The organism is Gottfriedia acidiceleris (assembly GCF_050457485.1).
Classification (GTDB): Bacteria; Bacillota; Bacilli; order Bacillales; family Bacillaceae_G; genus Gottfriedia; species Gottfriedia acidiceleris_D.
The window spans coordinates 75,849-100,820 of record NZ_JBCMJM010000016.1; the positions used below are offsets into that span (position 1 = coordinate 75,849).

27 protein-coding genes, 1 pseudogene and 1 other annotated feature are annotated in these 24,972 nt (G+C 30.5%); of the genes and pseudogenes, 25 read left to right on the plus strand and 3 right to left on the minus strand.

The window, feature by feature from the left end; genetic code table 11:
• Positions 1-32: 32 nt before the first annotated feature.
• Positions 33-1,844 (minus strand): oligoendopeptidase F, encoded by a 1,812-nt coding sequence (gene pepF / locus ABEY15_RS15995; RefSeq protein WP_429891146.1) that lies wholly within the window; start codon positions 1,842-1,844, stop codon positions 33-35.
• A 219-nt stretch (positions 1,845-2,063) separates the two neighbouring features.
• On the opposite strand from pepF, the gene ABEY15_RS16000 reads away from it, so the two are divergent.
• The 7 genes from ABEY15_RS16000 to ABEY15_RS16030 all read left to right on the plus strand — a co-directional run bounded on the left by ABEY15_RS16000 (position 2,064) and on the right by ABEY15_RS16030 (position 8,243).
• On the plus strand, positions 2,064-2,585 hold the full coding sequence (locus tag ABEY15_RS16000; RefSeq protein ID WP_429891147.1) for a hypothetical protein: 522 nt from the start codon (positions 2,064-2,066) through the stop codon (positions 2,583-2,585).
• 34 nt (positions 2,586-2,619) lie between these two features.
• Positions 2,620-3,498 carry an ABC transporter permease subunit gene (locus ABEY15_RS16005; RefSeq protein WP_429891148.1) on the plus strand — a complete coding sequence of 293 codons (879 nt, stop codon included), beginning with the start codon at positions 2,620-2,622 and terminating at the stop codon, positions 3,496-3,498.
• The gene (locus tag ABEY15_RS16010; protein WP_429891149.1) at positions 3,495-4,550 is read left to right on the plus strand and encodes an ABC transporter permease; all 1,056 of its coding nucleotides are present in this window, start codon (positions 3,495-3,497) and stop codon (positions 4,548-4,550) included. Before ABEY15_RS16005 ends, ABEY15_RS16010 begins: the two co-directional genes overlap by 4 nt.
• 429 nt (positions 4,551-4,979) lie before the next feature.
• Positions 4,980-5,555, plus strand: a complete 576-nt coding sequence (locus tag ABEY15_RS16015) for a hypothetical protein (protein WP_429891150.1) — start codon at positions 4,980-4,982, stop codon at positions 5,553-5,555.
• A gap of 272 nt (positions 5,556-5,827) precedes the next feature.
• Positions 5,828-6,340 carry a hypothetical protein gene (locus ABEY15_RS16020; protein WP_429891151.1) on the plus strand — a complete coding sequence of 171 codons (513 nt, stop codon included), beginning with the start codon at positions 5,828-5,830 and terminating at the stop codon, positions 6,338-6,340.
• Positions 6,341-6,384: 44 nt separating this feature from the next.
• Entirely contained in the window at positions 6,385-7,263 is an 879-nt protein-coding gene (locus tag ABEY15_RS16025) for an ABC transporter permease subunit (RefSeq protein WP_429891152.1), read from the plus strand.
• Positions 7,263-8,243 (plus strand): ABC transporter permease, encoded by a 981-nt coding sequence (locus ABEY15_RS16030; RefSeq protein ID WP_429891153.1) that lies wholly within the window; start codon positions 7,263-7,265, stop codon positions 8,241-8,243. Before ABEY15_RS16025 ends, ABEY15_RS16030 begins: the two co-directional genes overlap by 1 nt.
• Before the next feature lie 60 nt (positions 8,244-8,303).
• Here the strand turns inward: ABEY15_RS16030 and ABEY15_RS16035 are convergent, their stop codons facing one another.
• Positions 8,304-8,633, minus strand: a complete 330-nt coding sequence (locus ABEY15_RS16035) for a hypothetical protein (protein ID WP_429891154.1) — start codon at positions 8,631-8,633, stop codon at positions 8,304-8,306.
• Between the two features lie 301 nt (positions 8,634-8,934).
• Between ABEY15_RS16035 and ABEY15_RS16040 the strand changes: the two genes are divergently transcribed.
• The 12 genes and pseudogenes from ABEY15_RS16040 (at position 8,935) to ABEY15_RS16095 (ending at position 18,731) form a co-directional block, all read left to right on the plus strand.
• Positions 8,935-9,630, plus strand: a complete 696-nt coding sequence (locus tag ABEY15_RS16040; RefSeq protein ID WP_429891155.1) for a cadmium resistance transporter — start codon at positions 8,935-8,937, stop codon at positions 9,628-9,630.
• A gap of 170 nt (positions 9,631-9,800) precedes the next feature.
• Positions 9,801-10,058, plus strand: coding sequence for a hypothetical protein (locus tag ABEY15_RS16045; RefSeq protein WP_429891156.1), 258 nt, complete (start codon positions 9,801-9,803; stop codon positions 10,056-10,058).
• 967 nt (positions 10,059-11,025) lie between these two features.
• Positions 11,026-11,388 (plus strand): hypothetical protein, encoded by a 363-nt coding sequence (locus ABEY15_RS16050; protein WP_429891157.1) that lies wholly within the window; start codon positions 11,026-11,028, stop codon positions 11,386-11,388.
• 194 nt (positions 11,389-11,582) lie between these two features.
• Positions 11,583-12,155, plus strand: a complete 573-nt coding sequence (gene plsY / locus ABEY15_RS16055) for a glycerol-3-phosphate 1-O-acyltransferase PlsY (RefSeq protein ID WP_429891158.1) — start codon at positions 11,583-11,585, stop codon at positions 12,153-12,155.
• A gap of 152 nt (positions 12,156-12,307) precedes the next feature.
• Entirely contained in the window at positions 12,308-12,724 is a 417-nt protein-coding gene (locus tag ABEY15_RS16060) for a tetratricopeptide repeat protein (RefSeq protein ID WP_429891159.1), read from the plus strand.
• 12 nt (positions 12,725-12,736) lie between these two features.
• Positions 12,737-13,156: a hypothetical protein gene (locus tag ABEY15_RS16065; RefSeq protein ID WP_429891160.1), complete on the plus strand. Its 420-nt coding sequence runs from the start codon at positions 12,737-12,739 to the stop codon at positions 13,154-13,156.
• Positions 13,157-13,331: 175 nt separating this feature from the next.
• Positions 13,332-13,581 (plus strand) — a binding site (T-box leader).
• A gap of 65 nt (positions 13,582-13,646) precedes the next feature.
• The gene (locus ABEY15_RS16070) at positions 13,647-14,885 is read left to right on the plus strand and encodes an MFS transporter (protein ID WP_429891161.1); all 1,239 of its coding nucleotides are present in this window, start codon (positions 13,647-13,649) and stop codon (positions 14,883-14,885) included.
• A gap of 328 nt (positions 14,886-15,213) precedes the next feature.
• Positions 15,214-15,378 (plus strand): annotated as a pseudogene (locus ABEY15_RS16075) (hypothetical protein); the annotation flags it as partial.
• Positions 15,379-16,054: 676 nt separating this feature from the next.
• Positions 16,055-16,492: an N-acetyltransferase family protein gene (locus ABEY15_RS16080; protein WP_429891162.1), complete on the plus strand. Its 438-nt coding sequence runs from the start codon at positions 16,055-16,057 to the stop codon at positions 16,490-16,492.
• A gap of 310 nt (positions 16,493-16,802) precedes the next feature.
• Positions 16,803-17,402 carry a GNAT family N-acetyltransferase gene (locus ABEY15_RS16085; protein WP_429891163.1) on the plus strand — a complete coding sequence of 200 codons (600 nt, stop codon included), beginning with the start codon at positions 16,803-16,805 and terminating at the stop codon, positions 17,400-17,402.
• Between the two features lie 180 nt (positions 17,403-17,582).
• On the plus strand, positions 17,583-18,023 hold the full coding sequence (locus ABEY15_RS16090) for an NUDIX hydrolase (protein ID WP_429891164.1): 441 nt from the start codon (positions 17,583-17,585) through the stop codon (positions 18,021-18,023).
• A 204-nt stretch (positions 18,024-18,227) separates the two neighbouring features.
• Positions 18,228-18,731, plus strand: coding sequence for a CcdC protein domain-containing protein (locus tag ABEY15_RS16095; protein WP_429891165.1), 504 nt, complete (start codon positions 18,228-18,230; stop codon positions 18,729-18,731).
• Between the two features lie 92 nt (positions 18,732-18,823).
• Here the strand turns inward: ABEY15_RS16095 and ABEY15_RS16100 are convergent, their stop codons facing one another.
• Complete coding sequence (locus ABEY15_RS16100; protein ID WP_429891166.1) at positions 18,824-19,558, minus strand: HipA family kinase; 735 nt, start codon at positions 19,556-19,558, stop codon at positions 18,824-18,826.
• Between the two features lie 217 nt (positions 19,559-19,775).
• On the opposite strand from ABEY15_RS16100, the gene ABEY15_RS16105 reads away from it, so the two are divergent.
• The 6 genes from ABEY15_RS16105 to ABEY15_RS16130 all read left to right on the plus strand — a co-directional run bounded on the left by ABEY15_RS16105 (position 19,776) and on the right by ABEY15_RS16130 (position 24,929).
• A complete protein-coding gene (locus ABEY15_RS16105) occupies positions 19,776-20,264 on the plus strand; it encodes an AraC family transcriptional regulator (protein WP_429891167.1) in 489 nt (162 codons plus the stop codon).
• Between the two features lie 425 nt (positions 20,265-20,689).
• Positions 20,690-21,373 carry a hypothetical protein gene (locus tag ABEY15_RS16110; protein ID WP_429891168.1) on the plus strand — a complete coding sequence of 228 codons (684 nt, stop codon included), beginning with the start codon at positions 20,690-20,692 and terminating at the stop codon, positions 21,371-21,373.
• A 227-nt stretch (positions 21,374-21,600) separates the two neighbouring features.
• Entirely contained in the window at positions 21,601-21,975 is a 375-nt protein-coding gene (locus tag ABEY15_RS16115; protein ID WP_429891169.1) for a DnaJ family domain-containing protein, read from the plus strand.
• Positions 21,976-22,144: 169 nt separating this feature from the next.
• On the plus strand, positions 22,145-23,008 hold the full coding sequence (locus ABEY15_RS16120) for an AraC family transcriptional regulator (protein ID WP_429891170.1): 864 nt from the start codon (positions 22,145-22,147) through the stop codon (positions 23,006-23,008).
• 76 nt (positions 23,009-23,084) lie between these two features.
• Positions 23,085-24,161, plus strand: a complete 1,077-nt coding sequence (locus ABEY15_RS16125) for a Gfo/Idh/MocA family protein (protein ID WP_429891171.1) — start codon at positions 23,085-23,087, stop codon at positions 24,159-24,161.
• Between the two features lie 21 nt (positions 24,162-24,182).
• A complete protein-coding gene (locus ABEY15_RS16130) occupies positions 24,183-24,929 on the plus strand; it encodes a sugar phosphate isomerase/epimerase family protein (RefSeq protein ID WP_429891172.1) in 747 nt (248 codons plus the stop codon).
• The last annotated feature ends 43 nt before the right edge of the window (positions 24,930-24,972 follow it).

A 24,972-nucleotide genomic window follows, 5' to 3' on the forward strand; every position in this document is an offset into this window, starting at 1 on the left:
ATATTAAAATAATTTAGGTTTTTTTGATATTTTTAGAAAAGAGACTCTAATTCAGTCACTAATGAACCAACATACTCAACAGCCTCTTTGATCGGTGCACTTGTTGTTAGATCAACGCCAGCCATTTTTAATAGTTCAACTGGTTTTTTCGAACCACCTGTTTTTAATACTTCAATCCATGCATCAATAACAGGTTGTCCCTCTGAGGCAATTCTACGTGAAATAGCAGTAGATGCAGTCAATCCAGCAGAATAAGTATATGGATAAAGTCCCATATAATAATGAGGCTGGCGCATCCAAGTTAAACTTGCACCTTCATCTATTTCAACAGAATCTCCCCAAAATTCTTTCAGAACATTACCTTTAACTTCACAGAAAGTTGTCGCAGTAAGAGGCGTACCTTTTTCTGCAAGTTCATAAACTCTTCTTTGGAACTCGCCTTCAAGTAAATGAGTTACAAAATTATGATAATAAGTACCTAATAATTGAAGGATGACCCAACGCTTCATTTTTGGATCATTCGTTTGTTTTAATAAATATTGGCCTAATAACATCTCATTAAAAGTTGATGGTGCTTCAACGAAATACATTGAAGGACGAGTATTTACAACACGTTGATATTTGTTTGCATAATAGAAATGACCAGCATGTCCAAGCTCATGAGCAAGTACAAATGCATTTCTCATAGTATCCTGCCAGCTAATTAAAATATATGGATGCACTCCATACGGACTAGAGCAAAACGCACCTGTTGATTTTCCAACATTATCGGAATAATCGATCCAGCGCTCATCAAACGCTTTTTCCATAATCGAGAGATAGTCAGATCCCATAATTTCTAGTGATTTTAAAATCGTTTCTTTTGCTTCTTCATAAGTAGTGCTTGGGTTGAAATCTGGATCTAGTGGTGCTTTTAAGTCATAGAAATGAATCGTTTCAAGTCCAAGTTGTTTTTTCTTTAAGTTAGCTAGTCTACGCATATGTGGAGCTAGTTCCTTAAAGATGATATTTAATTGATTATGATACATTTCTAAAGATACTTTATGATCTTCAAGCAGCATTTGTGTAACTGAGTCATAATTACGTAATTTACTTAAAGCGACTTCCTTTTTTACTTGAGTAGCATAGATCGAAGCATATGTATTTTTGTATTGGGTAAGTGTTTTAGTAAATGATTCATATGCTTGTTTACGCACTGTATGATTCGGAGAGAATTCATATAAGTTTTCAAACATGGCAAAGGAATTTTCTAATTCTTTTCCATTTTCATCTTCAAAGGAATCGAATGTTAAATCAGCGGCCTTACTTGTTTGGTAAATTCGATATGGGGCAGAAGTAACTTCACCGAGCGCAGCTAAAGCCTCTTCAGTTTCAGGGAGTAATCTATGTTTTTTAGATGTAATAATTTCTTCTAAGAATAATTTAAAAACCTCAATTTCATTTTCTTCCTTAATAAATGTTTCTAGCATTTCATTATTTAGATGTAAAAGCTCTGACTGAATAAAGGTTAAAGTTGTATTTGCTTTTGTACTTAAGCTAGAAAATTGTAAACTATCAGATTGATTTTGAGAATCTGAACCATCTCCAGACTGACGTAAGCTTACATATGTACCACAACGAATTAATTGAAGCATAATCGATTCATAAGTTAATAATGCTTTTTTTAAAGATTCACCAGACTTAAGGACAGAACCTTTTAACGATTTCGCCTCTACTAAATCATTTTCAATTAGTTCTAAAGCAACTAGCCACTCTGCACGAGTAGGATATAAATCCTCTAATTTCCATGTCATTTCTGTTGGAACCTCAGCACGTGTTAAACGTTTTACTAACATTTTTTCCATCAAATTGCCTCCTTTAGTAGTAGTTGGTACGAGTCTATTATACTGTATAAAAACATTTTAATGGTGAAATTATTAGATAAAATTGAAAATTATAACAATTTTACTGCACAACCCGTCATTATTTTGATAAAATTAATTTGAATTTGGTTAAAAATTTCAACTTTTATATGAAAAATTGGAAATAAATTTTATTCTTGAGAAAGGAGTTTTTTAAATCGAATGAAAAAAATTAAAATGGTCTGTTTACTAACTTTGGCAACTGTTGCACTTACAGCATGTACAATTAAAAAACCTCCACAAAATTTAGCTATTAAAGCACAAGGGACTTATGATTTAAAAAGTGTTGGGATTAAAGTGGAATCATCACTTCCTAAAAATGCTAAATTTAATATTCTGTTTAAGGATGATGATACAAAGAAAGTAATCTACGAAACTATCATAAAAACGGATGAACAAGGCACTGCAAATAAAAAAATATTATTAGAATCAAAAAATAAAAACATCACTGGCTTCTTATTTTTTAAGCCTGATGAGCAACCAAAAAACATTCAAGACAAATTCGGTAAATATGGTGAAAACATTAGATCTACTACAGAAGGTTATAGAGTCGGGAAAAAGCATGACCAAAAATATATGTATATTAAACAGTACGGTACATTTTGGAAATTCGGTAAATTAAGTGATGGAGGTTTTCTAGTATTTGGTAAAGATAAGATAAAGCAAGAAAAGGAGGGGAAATAATACACAATTAGACGAAACAGATTGTGTATAAAACATGATACAAACAAGCAGAACTATATCTAAATATCTTCTTCAGTTTTGTTTAACTATATTCGGAATTGGTTTAATTACGGCTACTTCTTTTACTCTATTTTTACCAAAGGGAGAGCGACTGGTTGAGTTTTGGAATCAATTACAAATCTTTTTTTGGAGTTTTTTTTACTTCGATAATTTAGAAGTTTACTTAAAAGAATTCCAATATGTTCCTTTTTCTTCTGTATTTATTGAGCCATACGTTTATTCTTTTACGATTCTTTTTTCAGCGTTTTTACTTTCAATTTTCGTCGCATTATTTATTGTGTATATAGTAAATATAGGTCCAAAATCATTTAGAAAAATAATGAATAGCATCCTATTTTTCTTACAATCTATTCCAGACGTAGTAATGATTTGCGCATTTCAAATTTTCTTTTTATGGATTTTTAATAAAACCGGCGTAAAAATTGTCGATCCAATAAGTGGCTTTGAATCCAAAGCCTACGCATTACCGATCATCCTTGTATCAATCATTCCTACAATCCAACTTTTTCAAATGTTATTTCTAGCAATACAAGAAGAAAAAATTAGAGACTATGTAGAGTATGCAAAAGCAAAGGGACTTTCTAACTCTTGGATTATTATCCGTCATATATTCAGTAATGTTGCGATTACTTTATTAAGTAATAGTAAGTTAATATTTTGGATGATGATTTCAAATCTATTAATAGTAGAAAAGTTCTTTAATATGAAGGGCTATTTCTCATTTCTATTTAATAATAGCAGATCGCCTGAAATCTTTTTTATGGCATTAGTTTTACTATTTATCCCATTCTTTTTGCTAGAGATTCTGTTTAAACAAATTGTAAATAGAATGAAAGGGGGACAAGCTGTATGATAAAAATTAGAAAGTATTTACCAATTATAATAGGAAGCTTTATCATACTTGGCTTAATCACCTTTAGTTTTATTTATACTTACTTTATTAAGGATACAATAAAACCAGCCCCAGCTTTGTTATATAATGCAAAAGGTAAGTTAATAGATACATATGGTTATCCTCCAAGTTGGAAATATCTTTTTGGTGTCGACCGATTTGGAAGAGATGTATTTTGGATGGTAATTGATGGGGCTAAATACACTTTATCCATTGCTATTGTTGTAGGATTAATGAGAGTCATATTTGGCGGTTTATTAGGTACATTTTTCGGATTCATGAATCAAAGATTACTTAAAATTTTTGAACCAATTTTGAATGCCTTTCGTTTTGTGCCAGCTGTTATCATTATATTTCCATTTTTTGAGAGGTTAAATGACGTTCCAGAAGCAGTAAAAGAAAAAACAATAGCAATTCAAATATCATTACTAATCATTATCTCGATACCAGTATTGATGAATTCAATCGGTGAAGAAGTAAGAGATTTTTTAAAAAATGATTTCATTACTAGCTCTAGAGTCATAGGTGCACGAAATGGCTGGATCAGTCGTAAACATGTCATACCATATTTACGAAGCCGTATTCTTTTATTATTTGTTCAACAGACTATTCAAACTTTATTTTTACTAACCCAATTAGGAGTTTTTAAACTATTTATTGGTGGTGTAAAAGTCCTTTATTTAGATCTTGGAGTCGATCGACCGATGTCACAAGCTAATGAATGGTCTGCAATGATTGGTGCAAATTACATCGAGTTATCGATTGATTCATGGGTAATTATTGGTCCAAGTATAGCGTTTATTGTTTCAATATTTGCTTTTAATCTTATTAAATTGGGTATTGAGCGTTTACTGGAAAACCAAACTGGACAAAAAAAGAAGCAACCTATGAAATATGAAGCTTTATATCAGGGATTAAATGATTTTGATTTTGTGAATAAGGAAAAATTAAATGAAGTTAGTAAGAACGTAGAGGACGAACCTAAATCGAGTGGGCAGCTTGTAACTAGATAATAAAGTAATAGAAAACCTTTGTTCTAAATAGAGAATAGAGGTTTTTATTTTTGGCAATAGAGGAAAATCAAAAATCGTATAAAGTACTCATAATTTGTAGGACTCCCTTTTAGTGATACCACTTATTTTTGTTTGGTTAATGTTATTTTTATACGATTAATCTCATCCATAGATTACGAGTATTTATCAAGACTAAATTTAAAGAATACTTTAAAGGCGAGCGAACTATGACGGAATTATTTATATTTTTACTACTTATTCTTATTCTCATTATTGCTATAAAATTTTATCGGATATTAGAGGAATCTATATGGTTTAGCTTTTCCATTTTAGGGTTAGCAATAAGTTTTTTATTCAACAAAATGGCAGATTAGTTGAATAAGGAATGATATAATTAGTTTCAAAATAACCTTAAAGGATGTTAGAAAATTGAAGTTTGAATATAAATTACGGGGTTCAGGTTGGGCAAATTTTAATATAGAGATTAATACTAAAAGTTTTAGTTTCGATCCAGGATATTTAACAGATGCGTTAGGTGGTATTTTAAATGCAATTAAAAAAATACATCCATTATTTGATCCAAATGGCGATTTTAAAGAAAATGGTTCATATTATATGTGGGATGCTGAACCTGATATATTAAGATGGAACTTAAAATATTTAGATAACGAAAATATACATATTAATCTTATTTACTGTGACGATGATGAAGATGAAACAGTAGTGCTAAATGAAAAATGTCCTTATGATGTTTTCTTAAAAGAAGTTATAAGAGAAGTTGAAATGATTCTCGTGGAGCACGGAATTGTTGGATATAAGGAAATGTGGCATGCACATGAATTTCCATTAAGTACATTTTTAGAGTTGAAATTTTACTTAGAAAGTAAGCAACGCTTTCCATTAGTTACAAATAAAGTAGGAAATAAAAAAAGAAAAAATAGTGATTTGAAATTTGAACTAGATTACATTAATAAATTAGCCTTATTCAACTTAATCATGCATTAGTTGAAGAACACCTGAATGTGTTTTATCAAGCATTGGATATACGATTAGGTAAAGAAAGTTATTAATATAAGACTCTTCAAAAGACGCTTGGATATAAGTTCGAGCGTTTTTTTGTTGTGATTTTAATTACACTCTTTGACTTTTTCAAAAAATTGGGAAAATTTATTTCAAGAAGGATTACCAAGAACGGTAACGAATCATTTATTTAAGAGAAAAAATACCAACTTTTGACAAATAGTGTGGTAAATCGAGAGAAATAAGAGGTATCAAAAATGAAAAAGTTTGTTTTAATGTTGAGTGTTGTACTAGTAGTTATCGCATCATTAATGGGGTGTGCAATAAAAAAACCACCGCAAAAGATCGATATAAATGCTAGTGGACTGTATACGGACCGAGGAAAAATTCGTGTTTCGGGTGACACAAATTTACCAAAAGGCAGTATCTTGACATTACAGATTAGTGAAGTTGGGAAAACAGATTTAGTGTATGATGAAAAAATTCAGGTAGAAAAAGATGATGGATACTTTAACTGGCTTGATACAAGTTTTGATGCTTCAAAGGACTATAATATCAATTTATACTTCATTCCAAATAACCAGCCAAAAGAAATACAAAAAAAATATGGAGAAAACGGAGAATACATCAAAAAAACGGATGATTCTGGCATTGAAGTAGATGATCAAGGGAAAGTAGTTCTTCATCAAACGACAACCATTCAGAAAACAGATGGCTTTACTACTGGTGGATATTTTAATTTATATACTGTTGCTGCACCGAAAAAATAATGGAGGAAGCTCATGAACGAAATCGTTCATGGGCTAATTTTAATATGAAGATACTTAAATTTACGTTGGAAAAAATGTTTCAGTTAGTATTAACCATTACGATGATTGGATTGATTATTGCTTTTTCTGTTTCGTTACAAGGACCCCGAAATGAGCTGTTTCACACGTTTTGGGATCAAATTCAAGTTTATCTCGGCAGTTTAGTGTATATCGATACCATAACAATCAATATGAATAAGCATTATGATTTGCTAATGAATTTGATGAAAGAACCATATACTTATTCACTCATCATATTGGCTGTTTCGTTTTTGTGTTCATTATTATTGGCACTGTTCTGTTCGTTTGGGCTATTCTTACTTCCAGTGAAAATTAGAAACATTGTACAAGAATGGTTTTACTTTTTGCAAAGTATCCCCGATGTGATGTTTATATTTGCTGCCCAATTAATTTTTATTTGGATCTATAAAAAAACGGGGGTCATGATTCTTGATCCAATCGCTGGATTTGACAAAGTCTATGTCTTACCGATTCTGGTTGTTTCAATTTTACCTGGTATACTGTTGTCGCAAATGACATTATTAGCAATTGAGGATGAAAGGCAAAAAACGTATGTTGAATTTGCCAAAGCAAAAGGACTAACAATGAAATGGATCTTATTCAAACATATTTTCAGAAATGTTTTAGTGACTGTTTTCTCAAATATCCAATACATTTTTTGGTTTTTAATCTCGAACCTGCTTGTTCTCGAGTACTTGTTTAATATGAGTGGGTATTTTAAATTACTCTATTTTCTTATCAAAAACCATAATCCCGAAGCATTTTTTGTCTGTTTAGTGTTTCTATTTATACCATTCTATTTATTTGATGTACTTTCCAAATTTGTCATTTTGAAATTAACAGGAGAGGAGCAATTAATCTAATGAAGTATATAAAAAATCGCTCTTTTCTTATCGGTAGTTCCTTCATACTTTCTCTGCTTTGTTTTAGTTTTTTCTATACAGTTTACTTAAAAGATGTCATTCAACCACCACCTAAGTTTCTTTATAACCAAGAGGGGAGAGTCATCGATACCTTTCCATATCCTCCTAGTTTTCACTATCTTTTTGGGGTGGATCGTCATGGGAAAGATGTATTTTGGGCTGTAATCGATGGTGCAAAATATACGATTCTGTTTGCAATGCTTATTGGAGTCTTTCGTGTGTTTTTTGGAATGGTATTTGGCGTAGTATATGGCGTGTATTTACAAAGAATGCGATTTTTCTTTCAAGCGTTTGAACGGGCATTCCGATTTGTCCCAGCAGTTTTTCTCGTATTCTTGTTTTTTCAAGTGAATTTTATTAGTCAATCAAGTGACGGGTTGACATTGTTAATCTCACAACTTATTTTATTAACTGTTGTTGCACTTCCACCATTAACCAGTGTTGTAGGCAATGAAGTAAACTTTTATGTTAAAAATGAATTTATTACTTCATCAAGAATTATGGGAGGAAGCAAACTTTGGATTATTCGGAAACATGTTATTCCGTTTTTACGTTCAAGGCTACTCCTACTGTTTGTTCAACAAATTATACAAGTGTTATTGTTACTAGTTCATCTAGGCGTTTTTAACTTAATTGTTGGTGGAAGTTATGTAGTTAATACGGGCGAAAGAGATGTTACAGTCTCATTATCGAACGAGTGGTCAGGGTTAATTGGTCTCTCCTATGCAGAATTAATGCTAGATAAGTGGATTGTTATTGGTCCATGTATCGGGTTTGTTTTAACAATTATCGCTTTTACTTTCATCAAAAAAGGAATCGAAAATCCAAGTATGCCAAAGAATCGAAAAGAACTTGTTCCTAATAAACAAGTAAATTCAAACGCACTTAAAGATTTTACCTTTGTCCACAAACAGATGTAATAAAAAAGTTAAAAAGGAACTTCATTCGAAGTTCCTTTTTTTCTTTAGTTAGTCTTAAGTTTAAAATTCTTTCCAGTAATAAGTTAGTGTAATGAGTAAAGAAACGATTGTAAAAGTAAAAGACACAAGTAAAGAAAATGATTTTTGAGTTACTGTAAAAGGACTAGCATTCTCACCCGTTACTTTCATACCCGTCTGTGTTTGAGTGCTTAAATTAATGCTATTGGATGCATATCCTCCACTACTCGTGAAAAATCGGATAATGATCGTTACTACCAATCCTACAAAAAACGCATAGTCAATCATTTTACCATGCATAAAATCTGAAACAATCCATGTAAGTCCAAACAGAAATCCTAGTGTAATGATTGCAAAAATAAGCTTTTTCAACTCCATCATCCCTTCAAGTTTTAAAATCTAATTAACATAATTTTAAACCAAAATGGAAATTATTGTAAGAAAAATTAGAATAGATTGAGTTGTTTAAAAAATAAATGGTAAGGATTCCTCGTAAAGTGTTTGTGATTGGAAATTTATAAGCCACAAAAATGCTCGGCTTCTTATGCAACTAACTCATGCTTTAGTTGAATAAGATCAGGAGTCACATAGGCGGCTTTTTTTATTATACAAACTGGCAAATTAGTTGAAGAAGGTGTAGTAATATAAAAAAACATTAGTAAAATGAATAGTATTGTTTAGAAAGGAGCGTGTATCAATAATCGTTACGCTAATTATTTCAAGTATTATCTTTTTTGCAGCGACCAATATTGATGATATTTTCTTGTTAATGAGCTGGTTCTCGCAAGCCAAAACAATAGAAGAAAAACGTTATGTGGTATTTGGACAATATGTTGGATTCATATTCATTCTTTTTTTCAGTTTGATCGGGTCATTTGGAGCCCTTATTATATCGGAAGCTTGGATTGGTCTACTTGGTTTGTTCCCTGTTTACCTTGGGATGAAACAGTTAATTGAACTTTACCAGGAGCGAAAACTAAGACTTCGTTCTGTTGACGGAGACATCGGCTGTGATGATGAACTAGATGATACAGAAGAAGATGTTTCAACGAATCGCTTTAGTTGGTTAAAGAAAGTCATGAACCCTAATATTTTAAAATTAGCCACGATCACTTTTGCAAATGGAGGGGACAACATAGGGGTATATGTTCCTTACTTTTCAAGTAAAAGTATTGGTGAAATTATTTTAATTGTAGTGCTTTTCCTTTGTTTGGTTGCAATATGGTGTTATTTTGGTTCTCTATTAGTTCGTCATCCAATCATTGCAAAAGGGATAGAACGTTATGGACATATTGTTGTTCCATTTGTTTTAATCGCACTTGGAATCTTCATTCTTGTGGAAAATGGAACATTCCATTTAATAAAGTAATTCAACTAACGCAATGAATTAGTTGAAGATTAAGAGTTACTTAAAGGTGACTCTTTTTTGTTTAACTAAATAGCAGTTTAGTTGAATAAGAACTGGATATTTTTTCAAACAAAAATTAAGGGATTAATATGATAAAATTCAACTATTAAAACTATTTAGGGAGAAAAATTGTGATTTCTAATATATTATTTTTTGTATTTTTTATATGTGCATCATTTTATCATTATAGAAAGTACATATTTATTGGACGGGGATGGAACTTTTTTATTGGAGGAAATTCATTTATTGCAGGTTTTGGAATTATAAAAAGCAATCTTCCCGATGGAAAGAAATGGCTTTTTCATATCGTAACAATAATAATAGGTCTATCGATTTTAGCTTTAGTTGAATTTTTAAGGAAAAAACATAAGAATAAAGTCTTTAGTTAAGTTTCTCCACCAATTCTGAAACCACACTCTTACGAAAAGTGTCATACTGAATCTGGCAATGTTAATGGACGTGTAGCAAAAGAAAATATGGAACATTGATATAATCTTAAATAACTAACGCAGTGCAATAATTGAAGATCAAGGCTGCTTCGGCAGTTTTTTGTAATGAAAATATAGAGAGAGTACAAGAGGAGTAGTTAAAAATAATAAAGAAACATAATTTAATTCTTAATACAATATTTTTAATAAGTACTATTCTTATTGCAATTATTTTAGTTAAGGACATTGATGATTCATTGTCTAATAAGTTTGTTATAGGCTATGTAGTATTTTTACTTTTATATTTTTTTTTTATTATTTAAAGTGATTTCAAAGTTAAGTAAATTAAAACGAACTGAAATTAAAAGTCGAATTTTAAAGTTTATTATTTGTTTTATTGTAATTATTGCTACGAATTATATTTTCAACTTTATATTTCAACCTTCAGAAATTGATGATCTTAATTTTGGTACAGCTTTAGGCTTAGGTTTAGGCATATCATTTTTTGATTTAGCATTCTTTAATAAGAAAGAAAACAAATAGAAAATTATCTAACTAAAGCATGCTTTAGTTGTATCACATGATCGGCAGAATTGTCGGTCTTTTTTTGTTTAAACAGGCAGATTAGTTGAATTGTAAATGGATTTTTCTTCTAATAAATAATCGATAAATAAGTGATAAAATTTAGTTAGTAAATATAGGAGAAGTATTGAATATGAAAAGCTTTTTTATTAGATTGTTTTTTGGACTTCTGACTTTTGGAATCATCTTAAGTATCTCTCAGGTTTTAAATGCAAATTGGTTCAGAAAGGCTACCAGTTTTAATTTTTATATCGTACCATTAATAATAGTTGGAGGATGGGGTGGTTGGTTTCTATACAAAACAATAAAAAATAGAAAATAGTAAAGTTGTATAGGAGAATCACAAATGAAAAAAAGAATTATTATTAGTATAATTTTAGCTATTTTATTACTTAGTGGAGTACATTTCACTTTTAAAGATGCATTAATTTATGCTTTTATATATCTTATTGGAAAGACCCTTATATATTATTTCGAATCTAAAAAAATAAATTGGAATCAAAATATTAAAGATTTTGCTTTTTTCGTTATTTTTACCTTTTCATACTATATTTGTTATCTTGTATTAGAATCGTTTGGTTTTAAATCTATTAAATTTTTCTCAAGTGGAATTGCATTAATAGGGGGAGTTTTAGGGGGAATTGGATTTATTTACATTGTATTTGTAGTACCTTATAAAATTCTAACAAAAAAAGCAAGTAAAAAATAAGGGTCCTATTTTCAATTTATAAATAATAAGCTTATTCAACTAACGCAGTGCGTTAGTTGAACAACAAGGGTTGCTTCGGCAGCTCTTTTTTGTGCAGCTAAATGGCAGTTTAGTGCAAGAAGGATTACAGGAAATAATATACAACAAATAGAAATATTTAAAATAACAAACTAAGTGAGGAGATAATACCTAATTTGAACATTCTAACTCTGATTTTAAGTTACTTAATAGGCTCAATTTCATTTGCTTTAATAATCGGTAAAGTGTTTTATAAGAAAGATATTCGTGATTATGGTAGTGGAAATCTTGGTGCAACTAATTCTTATAGGGTTCTTGGAAAGAAAGCAGGAGCAATTGTTGCAATTGCTGATATATTAAAAGGTACACTTGCTTGTTTACTTCCACTAATACTTAGTTCTACGATTAACCCTATTGTTTGTGGTTTATTAGCTATATTAGGACACATATTTTCTGTATTTGCTAATTTTAAAGGTGGAAAAGCTGTTGCGACAACAACTGGAGTTTTTTTATTTGTGACACCTTTAGGTGTTTTGGTTGGTTTTGTTGTGTTTTTACTAACATTGTTATTTACTAAGTATGTATCACTAAGTTCAATGTTGGCGAGTATAGCATTATTTATTTACAGTCTAATATTTGAAGATAAAGTTATCATAATACTTTCGCTACTAATAAGCGTATTAATAATCATTCTTCATCGACAAAATATAAAGAGAATTCTAAATGGAACAGAGAACAAAATAGTCTAAAAATATTGAGTATATTTGTTCAGCTAACGGGTGCGATACTTCAATAGAAGATCGCATTTTTTTATTCAATATAATGGCAGTTTAGTTGAATAAGTTTTTTTTGAAAATTACCTATATAATTAAAATATAGCTAGTGTTCAAGAGGAGGGCTTATGGAAATTAATGATGAAATTTATGATAAAATAGTTGAACTTTCTGAGGAAGGTGATGCTTTATTTGAAGCACAAGATTATGTTGGTGCCATTAAGAAATACAAAAATGCTTTAGAACTAATACCTGACCCTAAATATATGTGGGAAGCTAGCACTTGGGTACTTACCGCACTTGGTGATGTGTATTTTTATCTTGAGGATTATCACAAAGCAAAGAATTATTTTTATGATGCTTTTAATTGTCCTAAAGGAATGGCAAATCCATACATACTACTGAGATTGGGTCAGAACTTATATGAAACCAATGAAGAAGAAAAGGCAAAGGAATATTTGTTGAAAGCATATATGTTGGAAGATCAAAGCATATTTGAAGAGGAAACTCCAAAATATTTAAAGCTTATACAAGAGCTAATATAGGAGGAATTAAGCGTGAAAATATCAAATCTTGAACTTGAACAGAGGATATCTTTACTATCTGATAAAAGTAACCAGGAGTTCGAATTAGGAAACTACGAAGACTCAATTAAATATCTTGAAGAAGCCTGGGATGCTTTACCGGATCCAAAAGGTACCTATGATGATAGTTATCATTTTGCTTTTTATCTAAGTGAGACCCATCTCCTGATTAATAATTTTATTGAAGCTAAGAAATGGGCAGAAATAATTTATAGCTGTGATCTTGATAGAATCGACACAGGGCAAAGAGAATTTCTATCAGGAAAAGTAGCTTATGATATGGGAGATATAAGTGCTGCTAGAAGATACTTTGATTTAGCAAATGAAAAATCTGAGGGTAGATGTTTTATAGATGAAGATAAGAAATATGTAGAATTCTTTAAACGAAAGTAGTACAGCTCTATGTAAGTTACTTCTAAATTGTAGCTGTTCTTATGCAACTAACGCATTGCGATTCTTCAATAGAAGATCGCTTTTTCTTAATCAACAAAATGGCAGAATAGTGCAATAATGAATAAATAAAAAACAGTAGACAAATAAGACAGAAAAGTTATAATAGTATAAAAAATAAAAAACTTTGAAGAGAAGAGTAAATAGAATTCATCATCTTAGAGAGCTCCAGTTGCTGAAAAGGAGTATGAATGGTCTATTGAAGCAAGACTCTGAGTTTCATATCGGAACCAATAATGGCGATGGTATGACAGGCGCTCCTGTTATAGAGTATGAGTATGTTTAAAATGTACTTAATGAGGTTAATGTGATGACATATTAACAAACTGGGGTGGCACCACGACACAATAGGTAAACTCGTCCCCAAGACTACGGTCTTGGAGGGCGAGTTTTTTATTTGTACAAATTAAAAATATTTATTTAGAGGTGTAAAATGAAAAGAAATAAGATGTATATTAATTGGAAAAACCCTTTGCTTTTACTATTTGGAATAGGCGTCTCAAATATTGGAGATTGGATTTATTTAATCGCACTAAATTTAATTATTTTTGATTTGACGAAATCTGTTTTGGCTGTATCCACTCTTTATGTCTTGAAACCATTAGCAACAATACTTACTAACCTATGGGCTGGCAGTTTAATCGACCGATTTAACAAAAGGAATTTAATGGTACTTTTGGATTTCTTGAGGGGATTATTAATATTCTTATTACCAAGTATATCATCCGTCTTTTTGATCTTTGTCATCGTATTTATCGTTAATATGGGAAGTTCAATGTTTTATCCAACATCAACAACTTATATAACAAAATTAATTCCACAGAATCAGAGGATTCGCTTCAATGCTTTGCGTAGTTTAGTTCAATCTGTAGGATTTCTAACTGGACCAGCGATTGCAGGTCTACTTTTTATGATTGGCACACCTATGTTTGCTATTAATATTAATGCGATCTCATTTATCATTTCGGGAATTGTAACAGCTTGTTTACCTAATTTGGATAAGGTAACAATGCGAAAGGTAAAATATGAGAAGATTTCCTTCAAACTAATTAGGAAAGATTTTATTGAGGTTTTAAAATTCAGTCGTAAATCAAGTTACGTTATGATAATTTATTTTTTGTTTAATAGTATATTAGTTTTAACGGCTGCTGTTGATTCATTAGAAGCAGTGTTTTCAAAGAGCGTACTTCATTTGAGTAATACTGAATATGGTGTTCTAGTAAGTATTGCTGGAGCAGGAATTGGTATAGGTGCAATTATTAATACAATTTTTGCAAAAAGACTACATCCTTCTTGGCTTATGGGTATTGGGACAACTTTTTTATCATTAGGATATATCGTATATTCATTTTCAAATTATTTTTCAATGGCTGGAATCGGATTTTTCATATTATCATTTGCGTTGTCTTTTGCAAATACGGGATTTGATACATTTTACCAATCCAACGTAGATGTTAAGATAATGGGGAGAGTGGGAAGTATCTATGGTTTTGTTGAGGCAATATTAGTGATAGTTTCAACTATGCTAATCGGATTTTCTACTCACTATGTATCGATTAAAATGTCAGTAATTACTGGTAGTTTTATTATGTTATTTTTAGCGCTATTTTTAAGTATATTTATTATCCGACCTTCAAGCGAAAACCATTTCAGCAGCATTGGATATAAATAAAGTTTTTAGAATTTAGTAAAAAATTTTCTTTTTTATGCAACTAACTGATGCAATAGTTGAAGTTCGAGAGTTGCTTCGGTGACCCTTTTTTGTTGAACTAAAGTGAAGGATAGTTGAATAAGGACTTACCTTTTTCATGAGTTTTTTGATTGATTAATACAGTTTGGCTTAGTGATAAAATATAGATGAAATTATAAATAGATTATGTGTTAGTTTAATATTGGAGTGATGAAAAATAGATAGAAAAAAATATGAGATTGTTAAGTTAGAAATAGACAAATGGGATCCTATGGGATTATTAGGTAATTGAGCACCTGATGATGAATACGAACCTCAAATAAAAAATATAGTTAACGAGATTCATACAGTAAAAAACGAAAATGAACTTGCATTACTAACTAAACGTATTTTTGAAAAATGGTTTAGTGAGGAGTTTGACTTTGAAGATTGCTTTAAAGTAGCAATGAATATCTGGAGCGAAATTGAAAATTAATATATTTATATTGTACAAGTTGCGCATTACTTCAGTTACATAAGTTTATATGATAAAACAGGCTATTAATAAAAAATTTTATGCTATATGGATTGGTTAGCACCCAGTCGTGACTATTATAATAGTAAAAATTGATGGATTTTATCAGCAGGTTTTTCTTACAGGTAGAAAGTGTTCTAAGAAAGAATTAAAGCAAAAATATCTACAAGCATTAAGTATCGTTAGTGATATAAGCGATTTACCTGACTTGTTTTGTAGAATACATCATTTTGATAAATTAAATTTTGGCAATTATGATGAAGTGGATTTTGTAATTGATACGGATACGAATCGTATTTATTCTCCAAATTATTAAACTAACGTAGTGCAAATAGTCAAAAAACTTAAAGCGATAATTTGTTTTGTAGTATATATTGAATATCACGAGTACCTAATTCGTACTCCTTAGTTGAAATATCTGCCAGAATATGTATATTTAAGGTTTTTAAGACGGAGAAATAATATGAAAGATACTAAATTAATATCCTGGAATTAGTTACTACTAAAATATCAATGTGATTTTAGTAGATTGTTCCGTATTATTTTTACAAGGTTGTATCAATCATGATTAGGCCCTGTTAAACGTAATTCATTAATGGGCAATCGTCATAAAATATTGGAGAGGAGAACTGAATTTATGGAAATAAGAAAACCAAACAATTCGGAATATAAAATGATTTTATCGCTTTCGCCAAAAGCCTTATTCGATGGCACTTTAGGTGAGGTAAAACCAACGGATGAAAAAATCAAACAACTTATTGAGCCTCTATTGCAGAAAGGAAGCTACTATTTAATAGCTTCTGAAGAGGATACTTTACTGGGGTGGATTCTTATAGGAACAAGTAAAGACCAATTAACAGAAAAGAAATATGGTTTTATTTATGAATTATTTGTGTTAGAAGAATTTAGAGGAATGGGAATATCAAAACGATTGATAGAATCCGGTATGGAATATCTTAAACAGGCTGGATATTCAGAGGTTCGTTTAAGTGTATACGCAGGTAATCAAGCCATTAAACTATATGAAAAAATGGGATTCAAAAATAGAACCATTACAATGAGTTTATCCATTTAAAACAACTGTTTACAGATCATAATTTGATTAATTAAGGTACTAGTTAGAACAATTTGTTAGTAAGAAGTTATTTAGTTATTGTTTTGCTATTCTTGATCAATGAAAGTTTGGAAAAAACTTCTATATCAGCCTTTTGCTGCTATTTTTATTTGAATTTTGTAAGTATTGTTATATATGGAATGTGAAAGTTAAATATTAAATTGTGTTTCAAAAAGGAAAAGTCCAAATGATGAATTTATCTTCTGTAAAATAAATAATTTTTTATAGTATATAAAATTCGAAATAAATTGCAGAAAATGAAGGTGATTGAATGATTACTTATAAAGGTGCCCCAATGATAGAAACCAAAAGACTTAAATTAAGGAAAATAGAAATGAATGATGCAAATAGAATGTTTGATTACATATTCTCAGATTATCGTGTAATGGATAATTTAATTAAAGGACCACATAAATCGATTTCCGAAACATTCAACCGATTGACTGAAATTACTAATCAATATGAAAGCGATAAGTTTTGCTATTGGGGTATAGAAGTAAAGGAAACTGGCGAATTAATTGGAACGATTGATCTATATAATATCAATGAAAATACAGAAAACTGTGAGGTTGGATACGACATCGGATTTAATTGGTGGAATCAGGGCTATGGAACAGAAGCATTACATGCAGTTGTTGATTTTGCATTCCGTTTTATGAATATTCATAAGATATCGGCAACACATAATATTGATAATCCTGCATCTGGTAAAATTATGTTAAAAGTGGGGATGAAACGCGAAGGCATTATTAGGCATATGGTTCGAAAAAATAATCAATACAAGGATTGTGGAATATATGGAATTCTCCAACAGGAATATTTAGAAACGAATTCGCCTGATCAAACACCAATATTAAACATAATAGATTAAAATATCTTTTCCTTAACATTTTGAATTAGATGTAGCATAGGCTATCGAACAAAACGATCGGCTGAATAGTCGATTTTTTTAAGGGGAAATATCAGTTTAGTTCAATAAAAAAGGTTTCTATAAGTTTAATAGAATTTAAAAAGGATTATTTAGTAATGTGAAATAGAAAGGGGAATTCTTTTGTTATCTAAGGAAAAAAATACAGAAAAATTCTTTTCGCCACCCAAACATATTATTTCAGCTGCGACAATTGTAATTAATGAACAAAATGAAATTTTATTAATTAAGGGTCCGAAAAGAGGTTGGGAAATGCCAGGTGGGCAAGTTGAAGAGGGGGAATCATTGAAAGAAGCTGCAATTAGGGAAACAAAAGAGGAAAGTGGAATTGATATTGAAGTTTTGAAATTTTGTGGAATATTTCAAAATGTTAGTGGTTCTATTTGTAACACGTTGTTTTTAGCTAAACCAATCGGCGGAAAGTTGACAACTTCTTCAGAAAGTTTAGAATTGGGATATTTTCCTATTGAGGAAGCTTTAGCAATGGTAACCTGGAAAAACTTCAAACAAAGAATAGAATATTGTTTGAATGAAAACAGCCATCCCTTTTATATAGAGTTTTAGTTTCCTTGTTCAACTAACTTATTTATAAAATATGATAAAATCATTTTAAAAAATCTATCTTTCTCCTAATGTTTGAACTTTCAATTTATTTTTCACTTCTTAACTATTTATCTAAGGAGTATATATAAAAAAGTTTAATGTTTTTCAAATTTCATAACTGTGACCACTAATTATAGTCAAAATAATTCAATTGTGGGGGAATTTATGAACGTTTCTTCTTTTTACATGATTGTTATTGTGATTGCAGCATTGGTATTATGGCGAAGAACGCGGGCTATGTATCACCCAATTAAAGGAAGCGGAGTTCGCCTTCTCCTCCCCATACTATATTTACTGATACCTAGTCTTCCCATTATTTTGAATCCGGATGCTCATGCTGCTAGCTGGGAATGGATTTGTGCACTTTTCTTTGGATTTATTTTATCTATTCCACTTATTTGGACGACTAACTATGAACTCCGATCCGACCAACATATCTATGCTACAAAGAACAGAAGTTTCATCGTCGTCTTCGTTACAATCTTTATTATCCGATTTTTACTTCGCGATTATTTAAAGTGGCTCGGCAATGAAACTGAGGCAGCACTGTTTATTACTGTTGCAATCGGATATATTTTCCCTTGGAGAATTATTTCATTTCTCAAGTTTCGGAAAATATATAAGAAGAAAAAATATAAAAATAAAGAATCCCTTCAGAAAAATATCTGAAGGGTATTATAGTTAAATGGGTAAAGCCAAGTAAAATTAATAATGATAATTTAATTTTTATGATTCAAATATCTTTTTACAAATGTATAAACTTAATCAGAAAGTGTTTTTTTGCGTTCTTTCAGATAGATAAAAAGTGCTTCTTTGTCTTCGTGTGAAACATTCCAGTCTACAGGGATCTGCTGGAGCACTTCTTGGACGGATGCTTCTGATAATTCCAAGATTTTTTCAATATAATACGTTATGATGTTTAAGTCATTTAATATGTCTATCGTCCAAATATGAACGACTGAATCCTTCTTAAACTTTTTGGACTTTTGAAGCGTTTCTGCATTCCATTTGTATCCTCCAGGAAAACATTTTCCATGATCAATCATAAAAATATCATACTGTCCATCTGGGAGTTGTTTCAAAAGAATATTGCTTTTAGTACGGTCTGCATCGTGGACCCAAAAATCGAAAACAAGAATTCCAGCCAAAACATGGGGATTATTTATTTCATTTAAAGTAGGGTGAGGAGGTTTTTTTGCAAGACCAGTACAGTTATCTATAAAAAGGCTAGCAAACTGGTGGCCTGCTTGGTAATCAGAAGAAAATTTTTTTGGTATTTGCTGAATTTGCTTTTCGTATAATTTTATAATTTCAAATGGGACAATAGGCAAATTCAACAACTGACCTAATCTAGCGACTACGTATTCGTTTACGAGCTCCCTTGTTCCATGGAAATTATTTTTACATTTAACTGCATAACGATTACCATCACTAAACAAAAATAAATGTGCAGCCTTACCTGGTAATGTTTCTAAATATTTTATTGGTACGATCAATTTTATAACTCATCCTCCTTTTTAGTAGAACATATTAATATATTCCATATTAGTAGTAGGGTATTGGACAAAAGAATTAATAAACTAGAAGATTTTGCTGATTTTTTATTAGTTCTCATTCGGTCATTTATCTGCTCTCATTAAACTTTTATAAGAAAAGGAATTTTAATAATAGTTAGAGAATAAAGGTCTTTATTACTAATTAGGAGTTGAGAAGATGAATATTTTAATTAAAGAACTACCTGAATATGAAGTTGCGTATTTCAGGCGCTATGGATCATATTTTGAACCAAATGGAGAACATTGGGATAAGCTATTAAATTGGGCAATAAATAATGGACTTTTTCCACCTCAACAATCTTTCATAGGAATTTCCTTAGATAATCCAGATTTAGTAGAAAGTCATAATTGTCGTCATGATGCATGTGTTACTATACCTGATCGTTTTGATAAGGAAAATCATGAAAATATAGAATTTAGGAAATTAGCTGGTGGGCTATACGCTTTATATCAATATTATGATTCTCCTAGTATGCTAAATAGTGGATATAAATTTATATATGAACAATGGTTACCAAATAGTGATTTTGAAGCTGATTACGAACGCTATAACTTAGAATTTAATATGAATAATCCTGCTGAAGATCCAAATGGAAAAGCTAAAGTTCATTTATTTGTGCCAGTTAAAAAGCGGACATCTTACTAAATTAGTTTTTATAGTATATTATTAGACAAAATTAGTAATAAACTAATTTGATTATCTACTAACCTAAACATCTTCTTTCATATATGATGTAAGTATTGTTATTTCTTGGAAATAATAATATAATTAAATAGAATTTAAATTAAAATTATATCCTTTGTGAAAGGGTGTTAGACAATGAATTTCACTATTTACTTTGGAAATCATGAAGACAAAGAAGTACATACAATGGATTGCTATGTAGACATTGAGGAAGAAACTGTTTCTTAAGCAATCGATCTTAATAAGAGTTATTTCAAGGATGCGAAAAATTTTCGTATCCTTTTTTTCATTTTTAAGATTTACATTTTAAAATTTATTGTGTATGATTAAAATATAAAAAGCGAACTAATGTTCTGTATATAGATTTTAGAAGGAAAGGAACTTGCATGATGAAAAGAAATGGAGCAACTAAAAGGAATTCCAAAACACCTATTATATCCAATACAGGTTTTATCGGAGCAAGTTTCATTGACATGGAAGAATTGCAAGAACATCAATATTATTTCTCAAGGAAGCATCCTTTAATTATACATGAAGTATTAAATGGTCTATTACAAGCTGCATGTGCATTATTTCAGAAACAAAACATTTCAGCATATATTGCATGTGAATATTTACGTGATGAAAAGAAAATTGGCTTAATTTTATCAAAAAAGCCATTCGAAAAAGAAGAAGGAATCCGTTATTTTATTGAATATCTTCGTGAGATTGGTCACTTAAATAATGAAAAAACAATTAGGGCTGAAATTTCAAATACCGGATTTATTGGCGTAATTTTTGTGGATTTAAGCTATATTACAAGATTTACATTCGATACAGAAATTAAGTTGCTTTCTGCTTTCGCTATAAATTTCATGGAACCGTTAAAAGAAATTTATCATCAATATAAAATTCATTTATATATGTCAGGTGTTGAACTTCAAAAGGATGATAAGTTAGGGTTTGTACTTTCTAAGAATCCTTATGATGAGCGAAAAGAAGCAAACTTGTATTTTAAGGAATATTTGAGAGAAAGAGGCTTGTTAAAAAATTATAAAGAGAATGTGTTTATTCAAAGACATCGAGCATAAATTTTTTTTATTAAATCTAATTTGAGTTGAATTTTGTTATAAAAATACATATTAAATTTAAGAGGAACTAGCATGATTAGTTTCTCTTTTTGTTTATACAAAAAGTTCATAATTTGGATAAAGTTAGAAACTTACTTAAAACATTCGTTTGCATAATATATAAAGGAAATAGTTAAAAAGTAACGAATTATAATAATATAAGACTAACCAAAAAGGTGGCTAAAACGATGTCGAATAATGGGAAATATGTAGATTGGTTAAGTGAAATCGTAAAGCGTCATGAAAAAGAAGGTGGATTTGAAGATCTACCTGGATTAGGTAAACCATTACCTAAGGAGCTTTTAAAAGATGATCTATTAACAACTGTTATTAAGAAGTCGGGCTATAAACCAGATTGGGTAATACAACAAAAGAAAATATTTCAGAAGCTTGAAACGATATTGATGAAGTTAAATTCGGATGAAAATAGTAAAGAAATAGCTAAAATGATCTCTGAGGTAAATGATGAAATAAAGAAATATAACCTAGGCTGTCCTTTTCCAATGCAAAGAAATTATGTAAATAAGGAAAATCTTGAGAATCAGATGATTTATTGGAAATAAGTTTGTGAAAAAATGAACGATTTAACTATTTTGATGTTTATACTTTTTTAGTCGGTATAAGCATCTTTTTATTTTCTAACTTTATAAATGGTAATTCTATGAAAAAATCTAAATTAAATGTTAATGTAAATAAATACTTAGTAAGAAAAGTTGTGTAGGGGGAATAGGAATGAGCGCCACTCTTGAAGTAAGGAGACTAGATCGGAATTTTCCATTTTGTTTATTTACAAATGATGGTTTGACGTTAGTTGGTCATCATTGGCATAAACTCGTAGAAATCATTTATGTACAAAAGGGCATTTTAAAGATTGGTGTAAATGATGAACTACTTCATTTAAAAGAGGGAGAATTTTATATCATTAATAGTGGTGACATTCATTATTTTTTATCTTCACCAAATAGTATGAGATTGGTCGTGCAATTTGATTTTACTATTTTCGAAGATGTACAGTTTTTGAAAAAAAATAATATGGAACTAATTGAATTGTTTAATTGTATTCAAAAATCTAGTGTTTTATGGAATTTAGAAGTTAAACAGAAAATGATTACCTATTTAAAAGAACTTGAAAGTGAATATCTTGATAAAAAAGAAGGTTACGAATTGGCGATTAGAGCTAGATTATATGATATTTTACTACTAATCTATCGAGATCTACCTCATACAGAAAATAATAAGCTTTACTACCCTAATAGGAAAGCTAGTCTTTTAAAATTAGAAAAAATATTTCATTATATAGAAGAGAATTATATGAATGATATTACATTAAATGATGTTGCGAATTATATCGGCTTTACGAATTCATATTTTGCAAAGTTTTTTAAAAAATACACTGGTTCTACATTTTGTCATTTTGTAAATCAATACAGATTAACGAAGGCTCAATGGTATTTATTTAATGAAGATTTACCAATTACAGAAATTGCTTATAATGTTGGATTCATCAATGTGAAAACGTTTAACAGATTATTTAAAAATGAAGTTGGTTTATCACCAACCCAATATAAAAAAAAGACAATATTTGAGAAGTTTTAGGCAAGGTGTAAGGAAGACTCAAATGAATTATTTCTATAAACTGGAAATGTAAATAACTTTTCCGGAGGTTTTCATAATGAAATTAAAAGTAGGAATAATCGGTTGTGGCGGAATAGCTAAAGGTAAACATATGCCAAGCTTAGCAGCATTAGATCATGTAGAAATGGTAGCTTTTTGTGACATTATTGAAGAACGCGCTATTAAAGCGAAGGCACAATTTGGTGTTGAGGAAGCAAAGACATATACAGATTACAAGGAATTATTAGCAGACGAGTCAATTGATGTCATTCACGTTTGTACCCCAAATAAATCACATTCATTTATTACGATTGATTCTTTGGAAGCAGGTAAACACGTTATGTGTGAAAAGCCAATGGCAAAAACTTCAGCAGAAGCAAAAGCGATGCTAGAAGCGTCTAAACGCACGGGAAAAAAATTAACGATTGGCTATCAAAATCGTTTTCGAAACGATTCACAATATTTAAGCGAAGTTTGTAAAAATAATGAACTAGGTGAAATTTACTTTGCAAAAGCTCATGCGATTAGAAGAAGAGCAGTACCTACTTGGGGCGTATTTTTAAATGAAGAAGAGCAAGGTGGCGGACCATTAATTGATATTGGTACTCATGCTTTGGATTTAACATTATGGCTGATGGATAATTATAAACCTAAATTTGTAGTTGGAAACGTTTACCACGAATTATCACATAAAGAAAACGCTGCAAATGCTTTTGGACCATGGGATCCAAAGGAATTTAAAGTGGAAGACTCTGCATTTGGTTTTATTACGATGGAAAATGGTGCAACCGTTATCCTAGAATCGAGCTGGGCTTTAAATACTCTTGAAATAGGAGAAGCTCAAACGACACTTTGTGGTACTGAAGGTGGTGCTGATATGAGAGATGGACTCTGTATTAATGGCGAAGCATATGGGCGACTTTACGATAAAAAAATTGATATCAACACTGGCGGCGTAGCTTTTTATGAAGGTGCATCCGATTCCGCTGAAGTATTAGAAGCGAGACAATGGATTGACAGTATTATTAATGATACAGAGCCAACCGTTAAACCCGAACAAGCATTAGTTGTAACTCAAATTTTAGAGGCAATCTACGAATCTTCAAAATCAAAGAAACCGGTATATTTTAACTAATTTGTTTAGGAGATGGAATAAATGACACTACCAATTGCCTTACAATTATGGAGTGTAAAAGAGGATGCCGCAATCGACTTTTTCGGTGCATTAGAAAAAGTAGCGAAAATGGGTTATGACGGTGTTGAGTTCGCGGGATACTATGGTAAAAATGCTTCGGAAATAAAATCTGTTTTAAACAAACTAGGGTTAAAGATAGCAGGAGCCCATGTAAGTGCAGAACAAATTATTCATCACATTGATGACGTAATTGCTTTCGAAAAAGAATTAGGAAACAAATACGTTGTATGTCCTTGGGCAAATTTTACTAGTTTAGAAGAATGGAAAGAATTCGCAGAACATTTACAACAGTCAGGAAAAAAGTTAGCTGAAGCAGGGATATCATTAGTATATCACAATCATGCTCATGAATTAGTCAGATTTGAAAGCGAATATTTATTAGATAGTTTATTAAATTCAGTTCCAAGTAATCTCTTAAAAGCAGAGTTGGATACTTATTGGTTAGAATATGCTGGTGTTGTTGCGATTGAATTTATGAGTAAGTACAAAGGAAGAACTCCATTAATTCATGTGAAGGATATGGCTCTATCCAAAGAGGAAAGTACCGAAGTAGGAAATGGAATTATGAATATAAAAGGAATTGTACAACAAGCCAAACTAAATTCAGCCGAATGGTTGATTGTTGAGCAAGAAGCGTTTACGAAATCACAATTAGAAAGTGTTGAAATTGGATTGAATAACTTAAAAATGATTCTAGCTGAAGCTTAAGAAGCTATTAAACTTTGTAAAAAAAATAGAGATGGGTGAGTCG